Genomic DNA, 23,194 nt, shown 5'->3' with positions numbered 1-23,194 from the left:
AAATTGAAAGATAATTTAGAAAATTTAACCGAAATCCTCCCTCTTAATGTGCTCAATGTGAGTAATCGGAAGCATTCTCTCAGCTTCTAGTCTTCTACAGAAGGCACGAATGTTGCTTAAAACAGGATCCGAGATATAAAAAAGCTTCCACTGACTTGTTAAGAGTCAGCGGAAGCTTCAGGTTAAACGAAAAACACCATATAAATAATTCCCACGATGATAAAAGCGGCGGAAACGATGCCTAAAACTTTCGCTAAAGTTTCCATCTGATTCTCTCCCTTAATTTATGTTTGCTCCAATGACAAAGGATAGTCCTACCGAAATGACCATTGATATAAAACCAACAGCTCTATTATCCTTTTCAATTTCATCATCAATACGAAAGCTTGGGGTCAGGAACTCAAAAATGAAATAACCGAATAATAGCAATATAAATCCATATAAACCCCAACCCATCATTTCTAAAAGAGAATCGTTGTGGAGAATAGAATACCGGAAGATATTCGAAATCCCAAAGATCTTCCCCCCAGTAGCCATGGCTACTGAAAAATTCCCTTTCTTGATTTGCTCCCAGTTGTTGTATTTCGTTACGACTTCAAAGATCGCAAGGAATAAAACAGCGCAGAGAACAGCAACGCTATATCGTGCTGCTGTCTCTACCAGGGCGTGCTCCCAAAAGTTCATCATTCTCTCCCCTTAATTCTTTAACGTAATTCAAAGACGGTGACTCCGCCTCCCCCTTCGTTCATACCTCCTGAACGTGCACCTGCTATAGATCGGTGTTGTTTAGCAAAATTTTCGACTCCCTTACGAAGGGCGCCTGTGCCTTTTCCATGAATGATGTTTACATTTTTATATCCCGCTAAAATGGCATCATCCACATATTTCTCTAAGCGGTGTAATGCCTCTTCATAGCGTTCTCCGCGAAGGTCTAGTTCTGGCTTAACGTGGTGACTTGACCCTTTAACTGTGGCCATTGGCTTTTGCTTTAATGGTTCCTCACGCTTCACAAACTCAAGATCTTTAGCCTTTACCTTCATCTTCATAATTCCTAACTGTACCTGGAATTCTTTCTCGTTAACCTTTTCAATAATATGCCCCTGTTGATTTAAGGATAAGACATTCACTTCATCACCAGGTTGCAATGCAGGCTGAGCAGCTTTTTTCTTAGCGGGCTTTTCTTGCTTTTTCTTAGCCAGTTCAGGTTGGGCCTCGTCAAGCATTTTCCGAGCTTCAATCCATTCGTGCTCTTTAAGCTCAGCTTGGCTCTTCATATTACGCATCTCTGATACAATCTCTTCGGCTTCTTGCTTCGCTTTATCAACCGCTTTTTTTGCTTTCTCTTCTGCTTTTTGATATAGGCTTTCTCGCTTACTCTCGAACTCAGACCACTTTTGTTCTAATTCATCACGTAATTTTTGTGCTTCTTGTAACAACTCTTCCGCTTCTTCATAGTCACGATCTGCTCCACGTCTAGACTCCTCTAATGAAGCAATCATGTTTTCAACGCTCTCAGAATCGGCTCCCATATGCCCTTTGGCGGTTGTAATGATTTCTTCATCTAATCCAAGTCTTCTTGAGATCTCGAATGCATTACTACGACCAGGTACACCAATGAGCAATCGATACGTTGGCCTTAACGTCTCAACATCAAACTCAACAGAAGCATTAACAACGCCGTCTCTATTGAAGCCATAAGCTTTCAACTCTGGGTAGTGTGTAGTCGCTATTACTCTAGCCCCTCTTCCAACCACATCATCAAGAATGGACATGGCAAGCGCTGCACCTTCTTGAGGGTCAGTCCCTGCTCCTAGCTCATCAAACAGAACCAACCCTTTATGATCAACCTTTTGTAAAATATCGACGATGTTGGTCATGTGAGAAGAGAAGGTACTTAACGACTGCTCGATGGATTGTTCATCACCAATGTCAGCAAAGATATTCTCGAAGACGGTAAGCTCACAGCCATCTTGTGCAGGTATTTGTAAGCCGGCTTGAGCCATTAATTGACAAAGACCTACCATCTTAAGCGTTACGGTTTTACCACCAGTATTAGGTCCAGTAATTACAATTGATGTGAAGTCTTCACCAAGTTCTACATCGTTTGGTACAACTTCATCTTCAGGAATTAACGGATGGCGAGCTTGCTTCATCTTAATAATCCCTTGATCGTTAATGGTTGGTTTAGCAGCTCTCATTGTTTTACCAAAACGAGCTTTAGCAAACATGAAGTCAAGCTGAGCTAGTACTTCAACATTTTGATATAAGTAATTCTCATCCGCTGCAATCCGTTCAGATAGTTCGATTAAGATTCGTTCAATTTCATGCTTCTCCTGTACTCTAGCTTCCTGAAGCTGATTATTCAATTCCACAACAGCTTGAGGTTCAATAAATAGAGTAGCACCTGAAGATGATTGATCATGAACAATACCGCCAAAAGAACCTCTGTACTCTTGCTTTACAGGGAGTACATAGCGATCATTACGAATTGTAATAATGGCATCTGAAAGCATCTTGCTTTTTGATCTTGTCCATCCGTCCAATTTATCACGAACTTTATTTTCCGTTGTTCGTATACGAGAACGCAATGTACGTAACTTATCACTAGCCCCGTCCATTACTTTTCCGTGGTCATCGATGCGATTTCTAATGGATCGTTCTAAATCATTAAGCGGAACGATGTGTTCAGCCATCTCTTCTAGAATCGGAATCGTTAACTCTTCTAAGTCCATTTCTTCAATGAATGTCTTCATTTGCTTACTACCATATAAGGTGCTAGCAATATCTAGACATTCTTCTGGTTGCAGCATGCCACCGATAGTTGCTCGCTTCACGTGTGGTCGAATATCAAATACTCCACCAAGAGGAGCATGTCCTTTTAACCGGAGTACATGAGCCGCTTCGTCCGTATCCGCCTGCCACTTTCGAACCTCATCAACATCAATAGATGGTTTAAGCTTCAGAATTTGCTCTTTCCCAAGGGAGGAAGATGCTTGTTCTGACAATTGTTCAATCATTTTATTGTATTCTAGAACATGATAAATTCGTTCATTCATGGTTGTGAACCCCTTTTATTCAATACCTGTTTTCATTCATAAACGTCTTAAGTTGGTCAACAGTCCAAGTATTAAGAACTGTATTTTTCTCAAGCCATCCTTTACGACCAATTCCAACGCCCACTTCCATATCTTCTAACATAGAATAGTTGTGTGCATCTGTATTAATGGCTATGCGAACTCCTTCTTCTTGAGCTCTTCGTATATATGAATCCGTAAGATCCAACCGATTTGGGTTGGCATTCAGCTCAAGAGCTGTGTTCGTTTCTTTAGCCCCTTTAATGAGCTGTTCAATATCTACGTCATACCCATCTCTTCTTCCAATTAAGCGCCCTGTTGGGTGAGCAATTAAATGAACATGAGGGCATTCAAGAGCAGTTTGCAGTCTTTTCATAATCGTTTCTTTAGGTTGGTTGAAATTAGAGTGAATAGAAGCTATGACAAAATCCATCTCTTTCAGAAAATCATCAGAGAAATCTAAAGATCCATCTGGTAAGATATCCATTTCAATCCCTGCAAAGATATGAAAATCTTTCATTTCCTCATTTACTTTTTGTATTTCTTCCCTTTGTTTACGAAGGCGGTCTTCATCCAATCCATTTGCAACCCTTAAATATTTGGAGTGATCTGTTATCGCAATATACTCATACCCTTTTTCTTTTGCTCTTTCGGCCATTTCACGAATAGACTGTGCCCCATCGCTCCAAGCTGTGTGCATATGCAGATCACCACGTATATCCTTATGTTCAAGCAATTGTACAGGTTCTCTAAAAGCTTCTACTTCACCTGTTTGCTCTCTTACTTCAGGGGGAATAAAGTTCAAATTAAAATGAGCAAAGAAATCCTGTTCTGTCTTGAAGGTTTTTACTTCCCCTGTTTCACTGTTTTCCACACCGTACTCGCTAATCTTCTCGCCTTGGTCTTTCGCCAGTTGGCGCATGGCTACGTTGTGGTCTTTTGAACCAGTGAAATGATGGAGTGTTGTCGCAAACTCTTCAGGAGCAACCAAACGGAAATCAACAGCGATATCATAACCTTCAGCCAAAAGAAGGGATACCTTTGTATCTCCCTTGGCAATAACCTCTTTAACATTTTCAATTTCCAGGAGTTGCTCACGAACCGCTGCATAATCGTTTGTAGCGATAATGAAATCTAGATCCTTAATTGTTTCTCGCATTCTCCTTAGACTACCAGCTCTCGAATATTGTTCAATGCTTGTCATTTCATCAAGATATCCTTCAATCTTCTTTGCTAATGGTAGCATAATTGCAATAGGAAGTCGTTCAGGGCGTTTTGTAATATCTTCTAAAGCCTGCAGGATTTTTTCTTCCGTTTTCTTTCCAAATCCACTGAGTTCTCGAACTTTGCCTTCTTCACAAGCTGACTTTAAAGAGGTAGCGTCTGTAACGCCTATCTCTTGATAAAGTTTAGCAAGCTTTTTACCACCAAGTCCTTGAAGCTGAAGCAATGGCACAAGACCAGCCGGAACTTCCTCTTGCAGCTGATTTAAGGTATCAGATTCGCCTTTTTCAATGAATTCATCAATAACGGCAGCTGTACCCTTACCTATACCATTCATCTTTGTAAAATCTACAATCTCTGATAAGGAACGATCATCACTTTCTAGGGCTTGTGCTGCTTTGCGATATGCAGAAATTTTAAACGGATTTTCACCTTTCAGCTCAAGATAGACAGCAATCTGCTCCAAGTTCTTAACTAGTTCTTTTTTATCTACTTTCATCGTTTCACCTGCTTTTTAGGATATCAATACAAAAGTCTTAATTGAGTAAATCCACCTATTCAACCATTACGTAAAGAAAAAACTTCTCGCATTAGAGAAGTTTTAAAGGTGCGGTGATACATGCTCAAACCACAAGGTCTTTATTTGACCGGAAAATAAAGGCGTATGTTCTATAATGGTTTGTGCTATGAATGAATCTTCAATGGCACTTTGGATTATGTTGATTGGCACAAGAGCCGATATGTATAAAAAGATAAACAATATGAAATACATTTCTATAAATCCCAGTGCTGCTCCTAGTATCCCGTTAAATGTATGAATAATAGGAAGGTCTGCTAAGAAATCTAGCATCGAAGCAATAATTTGCATAACAACTTTCACGGAGAAGAATATTACAGCAAAGGCAATGGCATGGTAAAAAGCTCCCTCTAACGGAAGAGATTCTACAAATACTGCCCAACTAGACCCTTCCGGCAATTCAGGATAAGGAATCCAAAGCTGTAATTTAGGAGATAAGTCATCATAGTACACGACCGCCAAAATGAATGCCACGATAAATCCAGTCATATGAAAGAGCTGTAATACAAACCCCCTGCGTAAACCTACCAATATCCCTAAAACTAATATTCCTAATAATAATAAATCAATCATGGTCTGAACGATCCTCTTCTTTCCTTTTTGATTCAACTATGCTTGTATAATCTTCTTTTAGCTTTAAGTAATCATTCATGGTGTTAACCGCTGTTAGAACAGCCAGTTGCGCAGTATCCAATTTGGGGTTTGTCTCTTGGATCTCTTTCATCTTTTGATCCACAAGACTAGCCACCATACGTATATGGTGCGATGGCTCCTCTCCTACGATCTTGTATGTTCTATTATGTATATCGACCGTTGTTCTTCTTTTGTCTGAATTCGACACAGAGATATGCCCCCTCACCCACATTAGAATCCTAAACTTAATATTAACATGAAGCTGTTCAATAAGGAAAGCGTTGTCCTCTCTTTACCTCTATTATTCAGCTTTATCTTGCAATTTGATATACTGGAATTATTCGTTTTTAGAAGGAGATGATACAAATTGTCCCAAACAGTCCTCAAACTACCGACTAGTCAATTATATAAAATGCAAAGTTATTACAAAGCGTCACTAAAAGGAAATCCACCACCTGGCGCTGTATTTGCGGCGAAAGTAAACGGTTGTTCCGTTACCGCCTATAAATCTGGAAAAGTATTATTCCAAGGACCAAATCACGAGCAAGAAGCCAGCAAATGGGGAACCTCAAACCCTTCCGAGAGTAAGAAGAAGAAAACAAATAAGCCTTCTCCTACCGAATCAACCCATGCTCCTCCATCCTCCCTGTACACTTCTAGCCATGCAGGATCTGACGAAGCTGGGACAGGAGACTATTTCGGTCCAATTACAGTCGCCTGTGCATACGTGCGAGAAGATCAGATTGCGGGGCTTAAAGCAGCAGGGGTTCGAGACTCTAAGAGTTTAAAAGATCCACAAATTGAGCAAATCGCACGTAAAATTGTTCAAATGGAAATCCCTTATTCACTCGTTACCCTGCATAACGAAAAATATAACCAGTGGCAGAAAAAAGGATGGTCTCAAGGAAAAATGAAGACGATGCTTCATCACCACGCATATAATAAGCTCTTGCAGAAGATGAGTCCTAATCAACCTGAGGGATGGGTGATTGACCAATTTGCAGAACGTTCCATTTATGAGAAGCACTTGCGCTCTGAAAAAGCAACCCTACAAGACAATGTTTATTTCTTGAAGAAGGCTGAATCTTATTCAATCGCAGTAGCAGCTGCTTCCATTATTGCTCGAACAGGATTTGTACGCCAGATGGACAAGCTCTCTGAAAACGCTGGAATATACCTACCTAAAGGAGCGTCACAAAAGGTAGACCAAGCCGCAGCCAAGCTTATAGAAACTAAAGGAAGCGATTGCCTTGAACAATTTGCGAAGGTACACTTTGCCAACACAGAAAAAGCATACAAATGGATAAAATAAACTTCACTCAAGCCTTACCATATACATGGTGCGGCTTTTTTATTATCTTTTCAGACGATTCAATATACATTATTAGAGTATATATCCATTATATAACATAAACAACTTATTTGGAGGAGATTGTTAAATGGAATGGTTATCCTTAATTTCAAACTTCTTATGGAAGTACGTGTTATCTGCCCTTCTTATTTTTGTCGGGCTTTTCTTTACAGTAAGACTTAAATTTTTTCAAATTCGTCATTTTGGACATATCCTTAATCAAACCGCAGGGCAGATCTTCAAAAAAGACAAACAAAAAGGTTCTATTACCCCTTTCCAAGCTTTTACCTCCTCACTCGCCTCCACAGCCGGAGCTACAAATATTGTTGGAGTTCCAGTCGGGATCTACTTAGGAGGACCTGGTGCGTTATTTTGGATGTGGATCATTGCGTTAATAGGTATGGCCACTAAGTATGGGGAAATTGCAATGGGATTAAAGTATCGTGAAAAGAATAAAGAAGGAATATGGGTTGGGGGCCCACAGTATTACATTCGAAAAGCACTCGGATGGAAGAGAGTTGCCTTCTTATTTGCTTTTATACTTATGCTCGAACTTATACCAAGCATTATGGTTCAATCCAACTCAATTACTACACAAGTACAGGGAGCGTTTGGTTGGGATCGATGGGTTACTGGCCTCATTATTACAGCTATAGTAGGCGTTATTGTTTTCGGCGGAATTAAACGAATTGCAAATGTCACTGACAAAGTCGTTCCCTTTATGGTTCTTACTTACTTAACTATTTGTTTAATTGTCATAGGTGCTAATTTTACAGAATTACCTTCTGTATTTAATCTAATCTTTAATCATGCCTTTACCCCAATCTCAGCAACGGGAGGATTTGCCGGAGCCGGATTTGCACTTGCATTACGGTGGGGGATTGCTCGTGGATTATATTCGAATGAAGCCGGACTTGGAACAGCACCTATAACCCACTCTGCTGCGCAAACAGATCATCCTTCTAAACAAGCATTTTGGGGCGTTTTCAGTGTATTTATAGATACGATCATTATATGTACCGTCTCAGGTTTAACTGTTCTTGTAACAGGTGCTTGGACGAAGGTCGATTCATCTGAAGAGGCTTCTAATATGATTGATATTGCTCTCTCGACCATGTACGGGGATACATTTGGGGGTGGATTCATTTCTTTATTCCTCCTTTTCTTCGTACTAACTACCATAGGAGTATTAGTGTTCTTTGGGGAAAAACAAGCAGAATATCTATACGGATTAAAAGCGTCTTGGATTATGCGTTTCGTATATATCGTCTCTATTTTTGTGGGTGGTATAGGTGGATTAGAGTTTGTATGGCAATTCCTCGACTTAATGTTAGCCGCCGTAGTTGTCTTTAACGTGATCCCTCTCTTCTTCATGAGGAAAGAGATTATAGAACTAACGGATGATTACTTTAGCAGAGTATACAAAGGAAAAGACACGAAGCCAAAGATTACTCTATTTCATGACCAGGATCCGCCTAGTATGTAACTTAATCAGCTACCTTCCTTAGTATAGTGATTAATGGAAGTCAAAAAGCGAAAGCTCCTTTATAGGAGCTTTCGCTTATCACTTTTCACCTTTTATTTAAAACCGCCGCCAAAGGCATTTCGTACATCGTGAATAACAACAAAGGCTTGTTCATCAACTTCATTTATTATTCTCTGAAGTTTAAAGGTTTCTTGTTTGTGAACGACGACGTACAATACTTTCTTATCTTTTTTAGAATAGCCGCCATAACCTTCTAAGACTGTAACACCTCTTGGCACGTTAGAGTTGACAGCTTCTAATACCTCATCTGGAGTTTCTGATATAATGGTCACTGCTTTTCGCATGTTAAGTCCATCCACAATAAATTCAATAGCACGTGCCCCAACATATACAGCAATTACGGTTAAAAGTGCTTTTTGCTGACCAATTACAAAGACAGATCCTCCAATAACGATCATGTCAATCAATAGGGTCGCATTGGCCATACTCCAGCCCCAATTTTTTTTCATCATTTGCGAGATGATTTGGGTCCCACCAGAAGTACCGCCTGCACGAAAGATTAAACCAATACCTCCCCCGGCAAAGAGTCCTGCATATATTGGAGCAAGTAATGAATCAGACTCAATCGGTGTTCCTAAATGTTCCGTAGTCCATAAAAAGAAAGACGTTGTAAAGATTCCAATAAAGGTGTAGATCATCATTTGCTTATCCAGGTACTTAAAACCAACCATTATGAGAATCGTATTTAAAATAAATGTCGATAGCCCTGTAGACAAATCAAATACGTAATATAATACAATCGAAATACCAATGATTCCACCTTCTGATAGTCCGTTCGGAATTGCAAAGTAATTAATCCCTAACGCGAAGATAAAGGAACCTATTATGATAAGTGCCACGTTCTTTACATGTTGCACTCCATCACCGCCTTTCCCCTTTTTAGTTGTATTATGGGGGATGCCTTACGGTAATATCAACCATCACCTCTTAATGACGGAAACGTATTCTCAATTATAATTAAAACCCCCTCTTCGGAAAAAGAGGGGGTTTTTAAGGTTTAGGCGCGTAGTTCTGCGTTATATTGTTCTTTTACTTTATCAAGAATCGCATGATGCGTTTCTTCCACTTCTTCGTCTTTTAACGTTCGAGTAGGGTCCAAGTAAAGAAGAGAGAATGCTAATGACTTCTTACCAGCTTCTAGGTGTTCTCCCTGGTAGACGTCAAAGACTAAACAATTCTTCACTAGAGGAGCACCTGTTTCAAGAATCGTCTTGCGGAGATCTCCTGCTGCTACACCCTCATCGACTACGAGTGCAATGTCGCGGCTAATAGATGGATAACGAGGAATTGGTGTGTACGTCTCTTCGGAGGAAATCGCTTTAAACACTTTTTCCAAATCCACATCGAAAGCATATGCTTCTTTTAAATCATACCCTTTTTGAAGTGTAGGGTGAAGTTGGCCAACATGACCAATCGCCTCACCATTTAACTTGATTAATGCTGTACGTCCAGGGTGCATACCATCGACTTGACCTTGTTGATAGGAGATTTGCTCTTCTATATCCAAGTAATCAAATAAACCGTCTAAGATTCCTTTCACAACATAGAAATCCACATTCTTCTTCTCTTGCTGCCACGGATGCGTAAGCCAGCTTCCCGTAAGCACACCTGCTAAGCGCTCTTTCTCATCTGGTTGCTTTGTTAAAACAGTCTCTTCTGTTACATAGATGGAACCCACTTCATAAAATGCAACGTCTTTTTGTTTACGCGCTACATTATAAGAAGCAGAAGCTAGCATTTCAGGTAAGGCACTAAGTCGAAGATGACTATGCTCTTCACTCATTGGCATCGCTAAGTGTACCGGGCGAACATTCTCTCCTTTTACATCAGGACTCATTAATAGATTCGCACGCTCTTCTGTAGTCAGGGAATACGTAAGGGTCTCAGAAAGTCCAGCCCCTTCAAGGTAACGACGTACTTTACGACGCAATGCTTGATATGCAGTTAAACCGCCAGCATTACCAGCACCCTGTGGCATCGTGAACGGGATGTTGTCATAGCCGTACATACGTCCAATTTCCTCTACCATATCTTCTACTAGAGAAATATCTCCACGACGTGTTGGGATGCTTACAGTAAACGTTTCTCCTTCTTGCTCATAAGAGAACTGCAGTTTACGTAAAATATCTTGAATATGAGCATCGTTCATATCTGTTCCCAGAACATGGTTCATGCGGGATGTCGTGAATGTTACTGTCTTTTCTTCATAAGACAAATCATCGTAAGCCACAACTCCGTCTAGCACTTCACCGCCAGCATACTCGGACAGGAGCTGCGCAGCACGAAGACCGGCGCGTTGAACCCGATCAGGATCCACACCTTTCTCGAAGCGAACAGAGGCCTCACTACGTAATCCATGATCCTTAGCAGCTGAGCGAACCGCTTGTGGATCAAAGTAAGCTGCTTCTAAAAGAACAGTAGTTGTTCCTTCGTGAACTTCAGAATCAGCTCCACCCATTACTCCTGCAATTGCTACAGGCTCTTGGCCATTTGTAATAACAAGGTGGTTTGAAGAAAGCGTTCGCTCTTCGTCATCTAATGTCTTGATTTTTTCCCCTTCTGTAGCACGACGAACGACAACTTCTTTGCTACCGAATCGGTCATAATCAAATGCATGTAGAGGCTGTCCGTATTCAATAAGAACATAATTTGTAATATCAACTACATTATTAATAGGGCGGATTCCTGCTGAGATCAAGCGGTTGCGCATCCAAAGCGGGGCAGGCCCTACTTTAATGTTTTTCACGACCATTGCACCATAATAAGGATTTAAGTCACCGTCTTTAACGGTAACAGAAACAGCGTCTTCTGCTTTCTCTTCCGTAATTTGTACTTCTTCATCAGGGAAATGAAGGGGTGTGTCTAATATAGCCGCTACCTCATAAGCCACTCCCATCATGCTTAGGGCATCCGATCGGTTAGGGGTTAAACCAAGTTCAATAATAATATCATCAAGGTTTAATAAGGAAGAAGCGTCTGCACCAATCTCAGGATCACCATCAAATACAAAGATCCCTTCAGCAAATTCAGCCGGAACATACTTCTCATCTATGCCCAATTCTTGAAGAGAACAGATCATGCCAGAAGACTCTTCTCCGCGTAACTTAGCTTTTTTGATTTTAAAGTTTCCAGGTAGTACTGCTCCAGGTTTAGCAACCGCTACTTTCTGACCTTGAGCGACATTTGGAGCGCCACATACGATTTGGAGAACCTCATCACCAACGTCCACTTGACATACATTCAATTTGTCAGCATTAGGGTGTTGGTTGCATTCTTTCACATAACCTACTACAAGGTTTTCGATCGGCTCACCAAACGGCTCCACCCCTTCGACTTCGATACCTGTCTTCGTAATTTTTTCGGCTAGATCTTCAGGTGTTAGCCCTTGAAGATCCACGTATTGTTTTAACCAATTTAATGATACAAACATTGCTTTATTCCTCCTTACGCCTTATGGAATTGATTCAAGAATCGTACATCGTTCGTGTAGAAATGGCGAATATCATCGATACCATACTTCAGCATAGCAATTCGTTCAGGTCCCATTCCAAAAGCGAAACCTGTATATTCATTTGGATCATAGCCAGCCATTTCAAGCACATTCGGGTGAACCATTCCAGCACCTAAAATTTCAATCCAGCCTGTTCCCTTACAAACAGAACAACCTTCTCCACCACACATCTTACAAGAGATATCCATCTCAACTGAAGGCTCTGTAAACGGGAAGAAACTCGGACGTAGGCGGATTTCACGTTCTTCACCAAACATTTGTTTAGCGAAAGCATTTAAAACACCTTTTAGATCGCTCATGCGAACATGTTTGTCTACAAGCAACCCTTCAATTTGAGTGAATTGGTGAGAGTGCGTAGCATCATCCGTGTCACGACGGTAAACCTTTCCTGGACAGATGACTTTAACAGGACCTTTCCCTTTATGTTGTTCCATAGTACGAGCTTGTACAGGTGAGGTGTGTGTTCGCATTAACATCTCTTCTGTAATATAGAAAGAATCCTGCATATCACGTGCTGGGTGACCCTTTGGTAAATTTAAAGCCTCAAAGTTATAGTAGTCTACTTCAACTTCAGGACCTTCTGCAATCTCAAAGCCCATTCCGATAAACAGATCTTCAATTTCTTCAATTAAACTTGTCAGAAGATGAGGACCCCCTGTCTGAGCAGGACGTCCAGGAAGCGTAACGTCAATCGTTTCTTCCTGCAGTTGCTTCTCAAGAGCTGCTTCTTCCATTTTCGTCTGCTTCTCATCAATGGCCGTCGAGATTTCCTCGCGAACATCATTTGCCATTTGTCCAATAACTGGACGTTCTTCTTTAGGAAGCTTTCCCATACCACGAAGAACTTCAGTGATCGGGCCCTTCTTCCCTAAGTATTGGACCTTTACATCTTGAAGAGCTTTGGCATCTTCAGCTTGTGCAACCTTCTCAAGTGCTTCTGTCTTCAGTTCTACTAAGCGCTCTTGCATCTTAATCCTCCTCATAAATCTATCTTCATTTTTTGAGAACATAAAAAAGTCCCCTCCCTTAAAAAAAGGGACGAGACTTGTTCGATATGGTTTCGCGGTACCACCCTTGTTGACATTCCTGTTGCAGGTAATGTCCACTTCATCATTGATAACGGATTCTTTATCCGGAACACTTTTACTCATATTCTGAGGTCCCAGTGTCAGCTCAAGAGTGAAAATTCAATGATTGAAGATCTGGGCATGTTCGCAGTCTAAGACATCCCCTCCCTGAAGATCGCATGGGTGGCAACCATTTACTTGCTCTTTCAACGCTATACTTTATTCAACTAATAGCTATTATAGAAAAGCTAAAAGCTCTTTGCAACCTTAGTTCCTTAAATAATACATTAAAATTCCGGCTGCAATTCCAACATTCAAGGACTCCGCTCTCCCATAAATGGGAATCATAACCCTTTCATCAGCTTGATCTACGTAAGTTTCTTGCACCCCCGCACCTTCATTACCTACAATTAAGGCAACGGGTTTTGTTGGTTTACAGTCAGCATAATCTTTTGCTTTCTTTAATGAAGTAGCCCATACGGAAATTCCTTCTTCTTGCAGTCGAGGAACCCATTCCGACAAATCGCCCTTAAAGAAAGGAATATGAAAAACAGACCCTTGAGTAGCACGTAGAACCTTATCATTAAATGGATCTACCGTTCCTTTACCACCAATAACCGCATCAAATCCAGCGGCATCTGCTGTTCTGATTAACGTCCCCAGGTTTCCAGGATCTTGAACAGCATCTAATACCAATATACGCTCAAAAGATTTCCATTCTGGGTCATCCATTTGAACAACAGCAGCAATTCCCTGAGGTTGCTCCGTCTCAGTAACCTCGTTAAAAACTTGAGAAGCAACGTAAGTATATTTATAATTCTGCCATTCGTTTTGAATTTCAACGTCTTCACGAATAATCAGTTCAAGAACATTCCAATGACTCTTGAACGCTTCTTCTACAAGATGAAACCCTTCCACTAAAAACGCTTGTTCTTGGTCACGGTTCCTTTTTCGTTGTAACTTCTTCCATCGTTTGACGGATGGATTTTGAATTGATTCGATCATATCTTGTTCATCCTTTTGTTCGCACTTGAATTCCTATCTTATCATACATATTTCTATTCACCCGGGTCAAACTATAATTAGATCGTATCCTTAAGAAAAGAGGTGGAATAGTTGAACCTTAACCTAAGAAACGCTATTTTAAATAATATCTCTGGTAACAACCAAGAACAAATTGAAGCGACTATTCAAGATGCTATTCAAAGTGGCGAAGAAAAAATGCTTCCAGGACTTGGTGTACTCTTTGAGCTTTACTGGGAAAATGCAAATGAGGAAGATAAGAAGGAAGTTCTCGAAACACTTGAAAACCACGTCCAAAATATGAACCAATAATGGGAAGAGGCTGCTCCATGAGACAGCCTCTTTTTAATCCAAATGACTTTTTATGAACCGTAATTCTCCTATAAGACACTGGACTTCTTCTGCTTCTAACATCATTGGCATCTGGTCATTAATTGTAATAGCTGTCGATTGTCCTTGATGCTGCACTAAATAATTTAAAAGTTCTTCCACTTGATCTTCTGATAAATTTGAACCTGTCTCGACACTTTTGACTGATTTAACATAAAATGAATCCAAATCATGGGCAAATTCACCTTCAAAAATGTTTCCGTTAAACACACTCATATGTGACTACCTACTTTCATTTATTCATACCATTAGCCTCCCACACCCTACATGAACATATCCATCCAACATCACTAAAATTCCATTTTTTTCGTATAGATAGGGGTTTAATTAAAAAACGCCTAGGAGGTGATTCCCCTAGACGTTAAGATATTACTTTAGTTAAATGTAATTTGTTTCACTGTCTCAGCGTCCATTCCTTTAATAACTTCTACGATTAATTTCACCGCATTCTCAAAGTCATCACGATGGAGCATAGCTGCATGAGAGTGGATGTAACGAGTCGCTACGGTAATGGATAAAGCAGGTACACCATCTGCTGTAAGATGAATGGATCCCGCATCTGTTCCCCCTCCTGCAATCACATCGTACTGGTAAGGAATTTCGTTTTTCTCAGCTGTATCAATCACATGATCACGTAATCCTTTATGAGAGATCATAGATGCATCATACAGAATGATTTGAGGACCTTCCCCCATCTTACTAGCTGCTTCTTTATCAGAAACACCTGGTGTATCTCCTGCAATTCCCACATCTACTGCAAACCCAATATCAGGATTAATGGCATTGGTGGATGTTTTCGCACCACGAAGTCCAACCTCTTCTTGAACCGTTCCTACACCATATACAACATTTGGGTGTTCTTGCCCTTTTAATTGACGCAGAACTTCGATTGCGATGGCACAGCCAATACGGTTATCCCATGCTTTTGCAAGAAGCATTTTTTCATTTGGCATTTGAGTGAACTCAAAGTATGGAACTACAGAATCACCAGGACGAACACCAAATTCTTGAGCTTCCTCTTTAGAAGATGCGCCAATATCAATAAACATTTCTTTAATATCGATCGCCTTTTTACGTTGTTCAGCTGGCAGGATATGAGGTGGCTTAGAACCAATAACACCGGTAAGGTCACCGTTTCTTGTCATAATTGTAACACGCTGAGCTAACATAACCTGGCTCCACCAGCCACCTACGGTTTGGAAGTAAAGAAAGCCGTTGTCATCTATGCGCGTAACCATAAATCCTACTTCATCTAAGTGACCAGCAACCATAATTTTAGGTCCGTTTTCCTTACCCACTTTTTTGGCGATTAAGCTTCCTAAATTATCCGTATACACTTCATCTGCATACGGGGATATGTATTTCTTCATTACATCACGTGGTTCTCTTTCGTTACCCGGAACGCCTTTCGCGTCTGTTAAGTCTTTCAACATTGTAAGGGTATCATCCCATTTAGCCATGCTAATTCCTCCTTCTATGTACTCACGCTATTCATTATAACTCTTTTTTGAAAAATTCACAAAAATCACCAAAGCTTAATAACCATCTTCCTGACGTTGATGATTGACTTCGTTCTTCTGATAATACGCGTCTTGGATAGATTGCTCAGAAAATCCTAACTTTACTCCTAAGTCTAAGAACGTCTTAAAGAGTTGCTGATAATGCATATCAGTCGGTGACTCTTGAAAAAGATGGATTTCACCAAATACCTTATGAAAATGATCCGTTAAACCACCCTCAAGCGCTTCCTTTTGCTCTTGCTGATGATAACGATACCCTTTCTCAAGACCAAGAGAAAGAATAAAGTGAAGTCCATCTACGTACTCTTCAAGAATCACTTCATCTTCCTTTGGAGGCTTTGTACTCCAGAATTTAAAGCACCTTGTCTCATTTGCAAGCTCCCCTAATTCCACAAGAAGAGCCATTACTTTCTTTCTAAACAAATCCTCATGTTCCAACCCATGTTCCGCTTCAATACGTTGGTCTAATTGTTGCTGCATCTTAAAGAGTGTTTCCCAATTCATGTTGTTGTAGCTCCTTTAAACTGTTTTGTTCGATTATAGCACGGGGATCACGTTTATTAAAAAAGATGTTGTTCCAGACTAGGAGCGTAATCTCGAACAATCGAATGGTCGGAGAATGTTTCCGTAGCTTTAATTGAGTGTAAGGCGGTTCGGGAAATCACTCGCTTTCCGCGGCCCCACACGACGTGGGGTCGTTCGACGTTGGCGATTGACGTGACGGTCTTAGTCGAACTTCCACTTCCACCTATTACCTAGGCTCCTACTGCCGCAGGAGTCTCGCAATTTCCCGAACCACCTCTTCCATATATGGTGTAACGGAAATATCCCATATGGGGATAACTCGCAACTCTCACCACCCTTAAGATGCGGGGCCGTTCGTAAAACTAGAGCCAGGGGTGTCTGGGGAACGGGGAGACTCCTGCGGGAGAAAGAGTTCGACGAGACCCCGCAGGGTGGGTTTCCCGAGGAGGCTCGACAGCTCGCCCGCGGAAAGCGAGTCGTTCCCCAGACACCCCACCCACACAACTAATGCAACGGACCTACCCTTGCTCTAATATCTACACTACAAGTCGTTTAGGGCTTATGTAAAATAACTAAGTAGTTATGTAGTTCGTAAAATAATAGACTATTTCACAAACCTATAAAAAAGTTGAAACGTTTTGCAAGTTGATTCGTATGGAGAGGTAGATAGATTCGGTAAGGGAGTCGATCAACATGATTATCATTTTGTTTAGATTATTATTTTTACTTGCTGCTGTCCTCCTGATCTACACAGCTTACAAATACATCATGAATCCAAAACGAAAATTAGAACTTGCTCAGGATAAAAAGCAATTTTATTTTTTAGATGACCCCGAAAATGTAAAGAAGAATTTTTTACTCACTTACAAAGGAGTACTCTTTGAAGGGGAGAAATACTTAGGTACAACAGAAAACTCTTTTGATGTGGTTTCTATTTCTGTCTGGACAAGACAGCCTTATACTTTAAAGGGGTTTGAACGAAATGATCTTTATTTCGTTGAGAAGGAGATCCTGATTCATTACCCTCACGCTAAAGTCGAATGGAAAAACCCTGTAAATCAACTAGTGCTGAGTCAGCAAAATGATTAAGCTTAAGGTATGCACCATAAAGGCCCACTCGAATAATCGAGCGGGCCTTTTTATGCACCTGCTTGGAAGAAGTCATCCCATTTGATTACAATTTCCTTTCGCCTTAATAAATAAATAAAGGTTAACAACATCAATAAAAAACCTGCCATGACAAATGGTGATAACCTCGATAACCACTGACCAACAGAGGTATAGACGACCGCTAATGGGATATTAGAGTAAAAGGAAGTTTTCATGTAATCTTTAAAACCCTGGGACATTTCAATGATGCATAACGATATTAAATGAAAATGAATAAATGGCACTAATCGGAGTAATGCAATTTGAGAGGTAGAAAAGCTAGAATGCTTCCCAAATAACTTATGCTTTAATTTCACGAGCTTTTGAAGTGTCTTTGGCATCCATTGGCTCATTTTATAAAATAACAGGCTAGACAATGTCACACCAATTACACTATAAATTGACCCTGTAACGGCGCCAAATAAAATTCCGCCGGAAATACAAATAAACGCAACAGGCAAAAATAAAAGTGGACGTAGCAGGTGAAAACTTATGAAGAGTAGCGGTGCAAAGAAGCCACTTGCCTCCAAGACGGTCATAGCGACTGTCCCAAACTGATTCATGATGAACACACCCCTTCCGTCCAGCGGTATAGTACATACTTATGACAGAAGACGAGCGGTTATGACAATAAGTCTTCAGCGATGTCACTAATACTTCATCGCAAGGAACACGACTAAAAAGCAATGAGCAATCAACGTAACTGGTACCCCGATTACAAAAGCGGTGTGCTTTGTTTTGTGCCGAAACCATTTCATCCCTAAATAGGAGCCGAGTGATCCTCCTATAAGCGTTACAATCCATAGCTGTTTTTCAGAGATTCTCCACTCTTCTTTAACTGCTCTTGATTTATCCTGTTGCATTTGTATTAATGCGACGGCGTTCACAGCAACAAGATACCAAATGAATATGCCCCCCATCTATATCTCCCCTATCTTTCATTAAATTTATTACCACTCTATCAAGTAAAAAAAAGCCATTTCCCTATACGGTAGGAAAATGGCTTTCGTCTGATTCTGCTTATTTAAGAGCGGCTTTAGCTTGTTCAGCTAGTGCAGCGAACCCTTTTTCGTCAGTAACAGCAAGATCAGCTAGCATTTTGCGGTTAACTTCAACGCCAGCTAATTTAAGTCCGTGCATTAGACGGCTGTAAGAAATGTCGTTCATACGTGCCGCAGCGTTAATACGTGCGATCCATAATTTACGGAAATCACGTTTTTTCTGACGACGGTCACGGTATGCATACTGACCTGATTTCATTACCTGTTGTTTTGCTGTTTTGAAAAGAGCATGTTTTGAACCATAATAACCTTTAGCAAGCTTTAAGACGCGCTTACGACGTTGGCGAGTGACTGTTCCACCTTTAACACGTGCCATAATAGTTCCCTCCTGTATTTCAACTTAATAGTTAAATTCGATTATTTCTTAGGAAGCATAGCTTCGATACGCTTTAAGTCGCCACTAGAAACTAGTGCGTCTTTACGTAGTTTACGCTTTTGCTTTTGAGATTTGTTAGCGAACAAGTGACTAGTGAATGCGTGAGAACGTTTAACTTTGCCACTACCTGTACGACGAAAGCGTTTCTGAGAACCTTTGTGAGTCTTCATTTTTGACATGAGTAATTCCTCCCTTTAGAAATATGTTAGAATCACGTTTATTGCTTCTCGTTTACTGGAGCGAGCATCATAAACATGTTACGACCTTCCATTTTCGGTTTTGTTTCAACCGTGGACAGATCTTTACATTCTTCAGCCAAGCGATCAAGCACTTTTTGGCCTAATTCTTTGTGAGTGATTGCGCGTCCGCGGAAACGAACAGCTGCTTTCACTTTATCGCCCTTCGATAAGAACTTACGCGCATTGCGTAGCTTCGTATTGAAGTCATGTTCTTCGATACCAGGGCTCAGGCGAACTTCCTTCACGTTAATGACTTTTTGCTTCTTACGCGCTTCTTTATCTTTCTTCTGTTGCTCAAAGCGATATTTACCATAGTCCATGATACGACATACTGGCGGTTTCGCATTTGGAGCTACCATTACAAGATCAAGATTTGCATTAGCTGCAATATCTAAAGCCTCGTTTTTGGATTTAACGCCTAATTGGTCTCCGTTTGAATCAATGAGACGAACTTCGCGAGCACGAATCTTTTCATTGACGATCATATCTTTGCTAATAACCAGCCACCTCCAAGGTTTATTAAAAAGGTTTATATACGTCTGTTTATAGACAAGTGTATCTCAATCATGGTTGTAATTTCAGACAATCAAAAAAAGTGTCGGCACACATACTGCACCCACACGTTTCCCAATTACGTTTAGAAAATCATACCTGGTAACTACTCATAAGAGTGTCAATCAGGTGAGAAGCGGGTGCTTCTACTTGTCTCAGACAATATTAAGTTTACCTTATTGAGAATAGCACGTTTAAAAAACAATGTCAAACGTAAACCAATCTTTTTTATGCACATCTTCTGTGCATGACTTTTTAAGGATATATGATATAGCGTATATTTGCAACCTAAATTTTTAACTTATCCCTTTTAGTCAACATGCTTTCGTTACACTTAACAAGGGAAGTCATTTATTTCTTGCACACTTCTCCTTGTTCACATTAGCTCTACTTAGGTATGCTTTCCCCATCCCCAAGGTAAGTGTATCCCCACTCTATATTATCGCTTGTGGGGCCATTGATATGAAAATCAAGATCATGCAAGATACGATGAACCGTTCTTAATTCTGTAGTGTCTTGTCCAGATTGGGCTGCCTGCAAGTAATAAAGTGCGTTCTCAAGATCTTTCCTTATCAATTCATCTTCAGTCTCATCAAGCAGACTCTCTATTGGTTTGACCATATCCTTAAGTCCGTTAAAGTCTTGTTGGTTAAGGCTTGCATAACTCCCATGACCAAGGGCTTTGTTAAACTTATAATGCACAGTTTCGACTTTTTTTCCAATTCCATCAAAGTGTGTCTCTTCTTCATTAGAATTTTCTACATTAGAACCGCCTGCTGTCTCGGCAGCCCCTTCGTCCCCTGCCTTATGTGTACCTTGATTAATAATCACCGCAAAAAGAGTGCCGATTGTCAAAATGGACGCCGCTATCACAGCTATAGAGATCTTCATTATCTTAGACAATATACATCTCTCCTTTATAATGGCCCAGCTACTTAACAAAAATAGGGCATATCTATATTTCTTCACTAGTTCCATAATAACACAAATACATGGAATATTATGGGTTTGTTTATGTTTCTTTATAAGGCTTGAAATTCACGAAATAAAAAACCCCCAAAACGTATAAGATTTGGGGGTTAGAATATTTATTGCTTTCCACTTATTTCTTGTTTGATCTGAGCTACGAAGTCTTGAAGAGATTTTGTTTCAGAGTCTTTCTCTCCATAACGACGAATGTTCACACCGCTTGCTTCAATTTCATTATCTCCTACCACAAGTTGATAAGGGACTTTTTGCATCTGAGCTTCACGAATCTTATAACCAATCTTCTCATCGCGCTCATCTACTTCAACACGCACGCCCGCATACTTCAGTTCATCTTCTACCTTCTTGGCATAGTCTAAATGAACATCAGCAGATACAGGAATGATCTTCGCTTGAACAGGTGCTAACCATGTCGGGAAGGCTCCTTTGTACTCTTCGATTAAGAAGGCAACGAAACGTTCCATTGTTGAAACCACACCACGGTGGATAACAACAGGGCGATGGTGTGCCCCATCTTCACCAATATATGTTAAGTCAAAACGTTCTGGTAAGTGGAAGTCAAGCTGTACAGTTGAAAGCGTTTCGTCCTTACCAAGCGCTGTTTTTACTTGTACATCTAATTTCGGACCATAGAATGCTGCTTCACCTTCTGCTTCTACGTACTCTACCTCAAGGTCTTCCATTGTTTCTTTTAGAAGAGCTTGCGCTTTATCCCACATCTCATCATTATCCACATACTTCTCTTTGTCTTCTTTATCACGATAGGACAAACGGAAGTAGTAATTTTCAAGACCAAAGTCTTTGTATACTTCTTGAATCATACGAACAACACGAATGAATTCTTCTTTCAGTTGATCTGGACGAGCAAAGATGTGAGCGTCATTTAACGTCATGGCGCGCACACGCTGAAGTCCTGCTAATGCACCAGACATTTCATAACGGTGCATGGTACCTAATTCCGCGATACGTACTGGTAGATTACGGTAACTGTGTAGCTGATTTTTATAAACCATCATATGGTGAGGACAGTTCATCGGACGCAGAACTAGATCTTCATTATCCATTTCCATCGTAGGGAACATGTCATCCTGATAATGATCCCAGTGTCCACTTGTTTTATATAGATCTACGGACCCAAGCACTGGTGTATACACGTGGTCGTAGCCAAGACGTTCCTCTAAGTCAACGATGTAACGTTCAATTGTACGACGAATGGTAGCGCCCTTTGGCAGCCATAGAGGAAGACCTTGACCTACCTTTTGCGAAACTGTGAAGATATCTAATTCTTTCCCAAGTTTACGGTGATCACGTTCTTTGGCCTCTTCACGCATTTTTAGGTATTCTTCTAAATGATCTTTCTTTTCAAAAGCCGTACCATAGATGCGTTGAAGCATTTGATTATCACTATCTCCACGCCAGTATGCACCAGAGACGCTTAATAGTTTAAAGACTTTGATTTTGTTTGTAGAAGGGACGTGAGGTCCACGACAAAGATCAAAGAATTCCCCTTGCTTGTAAATCGTTACGGATTCACCTTCAGGGATATCGTCAATCAGTTCAAGCTTTAACTCATCACCGATTTCGCGATACATATCTTTAGCTTCTTCACGGGAAACCTCAAGACGCTCAACCTCTAAGTTTTCACTAGTGATCTTTTGCATTTCTTTTTCAATCTTCTTCAGATCTTCAGGCGTAATAGACGTACCTAGATCCATATCGTAATAGAAACCATTTTCAATAACAGGACCTACTCCCAGGTTTACATTACCATAAATACGTTTTACAGCTTGAGCCATTAGGTGTGCTGTTGAGTGACGAAGAACCTCTATACCTTCTTCATCTCGAATTGTTACGATTTCTATAGAACCATCACCAGGAATAGGACGGCGAAGGTCAATCAGTTGACCATTGTATTTCCCTGCCAACGCTTGCTTCTTTAAGCCTGAGCTAATGGAAGCAGCTACATCTTCTGTCGTCGTTCCTTGCGAAAACTCCTTAACCGCACCATCTGGAAATGTTAATTGAATTGCTTCCGACATGTGTATGTCACTCCTTTTATAAATAATCGATCTACTTTGTTATCTTAGTATAAATAAACAAAGCCAAAATAAAAAACGCCCATCCCTTGCACAATAGCGAAGGGACGAGCGTTATACCCGTGGTTCCACCCAAATTCCCACAGTCATAACTGCGGCTTCATTAGCACATCCGTAACGAGGACGAGTCGCTGTTTACTACTGAATGGTTCGTAAACAGAGTTCAGAGGTGGTAAACAAGTGTCGTACTCAGGAAGCTTCCAGCCTATGACTTCCCTCTCTGCGTAAGCCGATGCAACTCATTCTTATCCTCATCATCACTGATATAAATTAGATTTAAACTTTATAGAAGT

General features: G+C 40.6%; 23 protein-coding genes and 2 other annotated features. Of the genes, 4 read left to right on the top strand and 19 right to left on the bottom strand.

Going from position 1 to position 23,194, the window contains the following annotated elements:
* Window positions 1-279 precede the first annotated feature (279 nt).
* The 5 genes from N780_RS12410 to zapA form a co-directional block, all read right to left on the bottom strand.
* Window positions 280-687 (bottom strand): DUF350 domain-containing protein, encoded by a 408-nt coding sequence (locus N780_RS12410; protein WP_036784531.1) that lies wholly within the window; start codon window positions 685-687, stop codon window positions 280-282.
* A 17-nt stretch (window positions 688-704) separates the two neighbouring features.
* Window positions 705-3,056, bottom strand: coding sequence for an endonuclease MutS2 (locus N780_RS12405; RefSeq protein WP_036784528.1), 2,352 nt, complete (start codon window positions 3,054-3,056; stop codon window positions 705-707).
* A gap of 19 nt (window positions 3,057-3,075) precedes the next feature.
* A complete protein-coding gene (gene polX, locus N780_RS12400) occupies window positions 3,076-4,797 on the bottom strand; it encodes a DNA polymerase/3'-5' exonuclease PolX (protein WP_036784526.1) in 1,722 nt (573 codons plus the stop codon).
* 102 nt (window positions 4,798-4,899) lie between these two features.
* Entirely contained in the window at window positions 4,900-5,448 is a 549-nt protein-coding gene (locus N780_RS12395; RefSeq protein ID WP_036784524.1) for a CvpA family protein, read from the bottom strand.
* Window positions 5,441-5,716 (bottom strand): cell division protein ZapA, encoded by a 276-nt coding sequence (gene zapA, locus N780_RS12390; protein WP_036784522.1) that lies wholly within the window; start codon window positions 5,714-5,716, stop codon window positions 5,441-5,443. The genes N780_RS12395 and zapA overlap by 8 nt, the downstream gene beginning before the upstream one ends.
* A 159-nt stretch (window positions 5,717-5,875) precedes the next feature.
* Between zapA and rnhC the strand changes: the two genes are divergently transcribed.
* Together rnhC and N780_RS12380 are read left to right on the top strand one after the other, a co-directional pair.
* Window positions 5,876-6,820, top strand: coding sequence for a ribonuclease HIII (rnhC, locus tag N780_RS12385; protein ID WP_036784519.1), 945 nt, complete (start codon window positions 5,876-5,878; stop codon window positions 6,818-6,820).
* A gap of 127 nt (window positions 6,821-6,947) precedes the next feature.
* A complete protein-coding gene (locus N780_RS12380; RefSeq protein ID WP_036784516.1) occupies window positions 6,948-8,345 on the top strand; it encodes an alanine/glycine:cation symporter family protein in 1,398 nt (465 codons plus the stop codon).
* A 92-nt stretch (window positions 8,346-8,437) separates the two neighbouring features.
* Here the strand turns inward: N780_RS12380 and N780_RS12375 are convergent, their stop codons facing one another.
* The 4 genes from N780_RS12375 to N780_RS12360 form a co-directional block, all read right to left on the bottom strand.
* On the bottom strand, window positions 8,438-9,262 hold the full coding sequence (locus N780_RS12375) for a YitT family protein (protein ID WP_036784514.1): 825 nt from the start codon (window positions 9,260-9,262) through the stop codon (window positions 8,438-8,440).
* Window positions 9,263-9,402: 140 nt separating this feature from the next.
* Window positions 9,403-11,835 (bottom strand): phenylalanine--tRNA ligase subunit beta, encoded by a 2,433-nt coding sequence (pheT, locus tag N780_RS12370; protein ID WP_036784512.1) that lies wholly within the window; start codon window positions 11,833-11,835, stop codon window positions 9,403-9,405.
* Window positions 11,836-11,849: 14 nt separating this feature from the next.
* Window positions 11,850-12,884 (bottom strand): phenylalanine--tRNA ligase subunit alpha, encoded by a 1,035-nt coding sequence (pheS, locus tag N780_RS12365; protein WP_036784510.1) that lies wholly within the window; start codon window positions 12,882-12,884, stop codon window positions 11,850-11,852.
* Window positions 12,885-13,250: 366 nt separating this feature from the next.
* Window positions 13,251-13,988 (bottom strand): TrmH family RNA methyltransferase, encoded by a 738-nt coding sequence (locus N780_RS12360; protein WP_036784508.1) that lies wholly within the window; start codon window positions 13,986-13,988, stop codon window positions 13,251-13,253.
* A 111-nt stretch (window positions 13,989-14,099) separates the two neighbouring features.
* On the opposite strand from N780_RS12360, the gene sspI reads away from it, so the two are divergent.
* A complete protein-coding gene (sspI, locus tag N780_RS12355) occupies window positions 14,100-14,318 on the top strand; it encodes a small acid-soluble spore protein SspI (RefSeq protein ID WP_036784506.1) in 219 nt (72 codons plus the stop codon).
* Window positions 14,319-14,351: 33 nt separating this feature from the next.
* Here sspI and N780_RS12350 read toward each other — a convergent pair whose 3' ends face one another.
* The 3 genes from N780_RS12350 to N780_RS12340 form a co-directional block, all read right to left on the bottom strand.
* The gene (locus N780_RS12350; protein WP_036784503.1) at window positions 14,352-14,612 is read right to left on the bottom strand and encodes a hypothetical protein; all 261 of its coding nucleotides are present in this window, start codon (window positions 14,610-14,612) and stop codon (window positions 14,352-14,354) included.
* A 158-nt stretch (window positions 14,613-14,770) separates the two neighbouring features.
* Entirely contained in the window at window positions 14,771-15,856 is a 1,086-nt protein-coding gene (locus tag N780_RS12345; protein WP_036784501.1) for a M42 family metallopeptidase, read from the bottom strand.
* 75 nt (window positions 15,857-15,931) lie between these two features.
* The gene (locus N780_RS12340; protein ID WP_036784498.1) at window positions 15,932-16,420 is read right to left on the bottom strand and encodes a dUTP diphosphatase; all 489 of its coding nucleotides are present in this window, start codon (window positions 16,418-16,420) and stop codon (window positions 15,932-15,934) included.
* A gap of 714 nt (window positions 16,421-17,134) precedes the next feature.
* Here N780_RS12340 and N780_RS12335 point away from each other — a divergent pair.
* On the top strand, window positions 17,135-17,530 hold the full coding sequence (locus N780_RS12335; protein ID WP_036784495.1) for a hypothetical protein: 396 nt from the start codon (window positions 17,135-17,137) through the stop codon (window positions 17,528-17,530).
* 50 nt (window positions 17,531-17,580) lie between these two features.
* On the opposite strand, the gene N780_RS12330 is transcribed toward N780_RS12335, so the two are convergent.
* The 7 genes from N780_RS12330 to thrS all read right to left on the bottom strand — a co-directional run bounded on the left by N780_RS12330 (window position 17,581) and on the right by thrS (window position 22,844).
* Complete coding sequence (locus tag N780_RS12330) at window positions 17,581-18,153, bottom strand: TVP38/TMEM64 family protein (RefSeq protein ID WP_036784491.1); 573 nt, start codon at window positions 18,151-18,153, stop codon at window positions 17,581-17,583.
* Between the two features lie 87 nt (window positions 18,154-18,240).
* Entirely contained in the window at window positions 18,241-18,510 is a 270-nt protein-coding gene (locus N780_RS12325; protein ID WP_036784488.1) for a DUF1294 domain-containing protein, read from the bottom strand.
* A gap of 100 nt (window positions 18,511-18,610) precedes the next feature.
* On the bottom strand, window positions 18,611-18,967 hold the full coding sequence (rplT, locus tag N780_RS12320) for a 50S ribosomal protein L20 (RefSeq protein WP_036784486.1): 357 nt from the start codon (window positions 18,965-18,967) through the stop codon (window positions 18,611-18,613).
* 41 nt (window positions 18,968-19,008) lie between these two features.
* On the bottom strand, window positions 19,009-19,206 hold the full coding sequence (rpmI, locus tag N780_RS12315; protein ID WP_036784483.1) for a 50S ribosomal protein L35: 198 nt from the start codon (window positions 19,204-19,206) through the stop codon (window positions 19,009-19,011).
* Between the two features lie 38 nt (window positions 19,207-19,244).
* Complete coding sequence (gene infC, locus N780_RS12310) at window positions 19,245-19,751, bottom strand: translation initiation factor IF-3 (RefSeq protein WP_036784481.1); 507 nt, start codon at window positions 19,749-19,751, stop codon at window positions 19,245-19,247.
* A gap of 98 nt (window positions 19,752-19,849) precedes the next feature.
* Window positions 19,850-19,976: a sequence feature (ribosomal protein L20 leader region), on the bottom strand.
* A 229-nt stretch (window positions 19,977-20,205) separates the two neighbouring features.
* Window positions 20,206-20,721 (bottom strand): hypothetical protein, encoded by a 516-nt coding sequence (locus N780_RS12305; RefSeq protein WP_036784478.1) that lies wholly within the window; start codon window positions 20,719-20,721, stop codon window positions 20,206-20,208.
* A gap of 185 nt (window positions 20,722-20,906) precedes the next feature.
* Window positions 20,907-22,844 carry a threonine--tRNA ligase gene (thrS, locus tag N780_RS12300; protein ID WP_036784475.1) on the bottom strand — a complete coding sequence of 646 codons (1,938 nt, stop codon included), beginning with the start codon at window positions 22,842-22,844 and terminating at the stop codon, window positions 20,907-20,909.
* 97 nt (window positions 22,845-22,941) lie between these two features.
* Window positions 22,942-23,168, bottom strand: a binding site (T-box leader).
* Between the last annotated feature and the right edge of the window lie 26 nt (window positions 23,169-23,194).

This window comes from Pontibacillus chungwhensis BH030062, from assembly GCF_000770675.1.
GTDB classification, from domain to species: Bacteria; Bacillota; Bacilli; order Bacillales; family BH030062; genus Pontibacillus; species Pontibacillus chungwhensis.
This window is presented reverse-complemented; position numbering and strand designations above follow the sequence as displayed.

What these genes read in the sequence shown, in the direction of transcription:
- pheS (WP_036784510.1), bottom strand. Translation starts at nt 12,884, where the DNA reads ATGCAAGAGCGCTTAGTAGAACTGAAGACAGAAGCACTTGAGAAGGTT.
- thrS (WP_036784475.1), bottom strand. Translation starts at nt 22,844, where the DNA reads ATGTCGGAAGCAATTCAATTAACATTTCCAGATGGTGCGGTTAAGGAG.
- N780_RS12380 (WP_036784516.1), top strand. Translation starts at nt 6,948, where the DNA reads ATGGAATGGTTATCCTTAATTTCAAACTTCTTATGGAAGTACGTGTTA.
- pheT (WP_036784512.1), bottom strand. Translation starts at nt 11,835, where the DNA reads ATGTTTGTATCATTAAATTGGTTAAAACAATACGTGGATCTTCAAGGG.
- polX (WP_036784526.1), bottom strand. Translation starts at nt 4,797, where the DNA reads ATGAAAGTAGATAAAAAAGAACTAGTTAAGAACTTGGAGCAGATTGCT.
- N780_RS12325 (WP_036784488.1), bottom strand. Translation starts at nt 18,510, where the DNA reads ATGGGGGGCATATTCATTTGGTATCTTGTTGCTGTGAACGCCGTCGCA.
- N780_RS12340 (WP_036784498.1), bottom strand. Translation starts at nt 16,420, where the DNA reads ATGAATTGGGAAACACTCTTTAAGATGCAGCAACAATTAGACCAACGT.
- N780_RS12330 (WP_036784491.1), bottom strand. Translation starts at nt 18,153, where the DNA reads ATGAATCAGTTTGGGACAGTCGCTATGACCGTCTTGGAGGCAAGTGGC.
- N780_RS12405 (WP_036784528.1), bottom strand. Translation starts at nt 3,056, where the DNA reads ATGAATGAACGAATTTATCATGTTCTAGAATACAATAAAATGATTGAA.
- N780_RS12350 (WP_036784503.1), bottom strand. Translation starts at nt 14,612, where the DNA reads ATGAGTGTGTTTAACGGAAACATTTTTGAAGGTGAATTTGCCCATGAT.
- N780_RS12345 (WP_036784501.1), bottom strand. Translation starts at nt 15,856, where the DNA reads ATGGCTAAATGGGATGATACCCTTACAATGTTGAAAGACTTAACAGAC.
- N780_RS12335 (WP_036784495.1), top strand. Translation starts at nt 17,135, where the DNA reads ATGATTATCATTTTGTTTAGATTATTATTTTTACTTGCTGCTGTCCTC.
- rpmI (WP_036784483.1), bottom strand. Translation starts at nt 19,206, where the DNA reads ATGTCAAAAATGAAGACTCACAAAGGTTCTCAGAAACGCTTTCGTCGT.
- N780_RS12360 (WP_036784508.1), bottom strand. Translation starts at nt 13,988, where the DNA reads ATGATCGAATCAATTCAAAATCCATCCGTCAAACGATGGAAGAAGTTA.
- N780_RS12410 (WP_036784531.1), bottom strand. Translation starts at nt 687, where the DNA reads ATGATGAACTTTTGGGAGCACGCCCTGGTAGAGACAGCAGCACGATAT.
- infC (WP_036784481.1), bottom strand. Translation starts at nt 19,751, where the DNA reads ATGATCGTCAATGAAAAGATTCGTGCTCGCGAAGTTCGTCTCATTGAT.
- N780_RS12395 (WP_036784524.1), bottom strand. Translation starts at nt 5,448, where the DNA reads ATGATTGATTTATTATTATTAGGAATATTAGTTTTAGGGATATTGGTA.
- rplT (WP_036784486.1), bottom strand. Translation starts at nt 18,967, where the DNA reads ATGGCACGTGTTAAAGGTGGAACAGTCACTCGCCAACGTCGTAAGCGC.